We start from the raw sequence: 368 nt of genomic DNA on the forward strand, positions 1-368 counted from the left end.
CTGAACTTCTACGCCAAAGGCCGCGCCCTGGCCACCCTGGTCAACGACCAGGGTGCGAGCGGGCTGGTCTCGACAACCACTGTGGGAGTAATCAACACCAGCACCGGCGCACTGATCAGCCCACTCGCCACCACCGGCGGATCCGAACTCGCCGCCCCAATCACATTCGACAGCAAGAAAACCCGCGCCTATGTGACGACSAAYGACRTCGCGTTCGAYCGCGCCCAGTTCGGGGTGTTGAACTTGAGTACCGGTGCGTGGGTTTCCGATCCGATCCGGGTCAACGGCACCACCACCGGGGCGGTGTTCACCGACAAGAACTCTCGCGTCTGGTTGGTCACCGACGATGTCGCCGGCACCACCGGCGG

Annotated in this window: 1 protein-coding gene; it reads left to right on the top strand. The window is 63.7% G+C overall.

Annotated elements, in window-relative coordinates; translation table 11 throughout:
- A partial coding sequence (locus AC1DY7_RS31445; RefSeq protein ID WP_477497670.1) for a hypothetical protein occupies nucleotides 1–368 on the top strand: 368 nt, incomplete at both ends.

Source organism: Mycobacterium sp. P2_H7 (assembly GCF_056403275.1).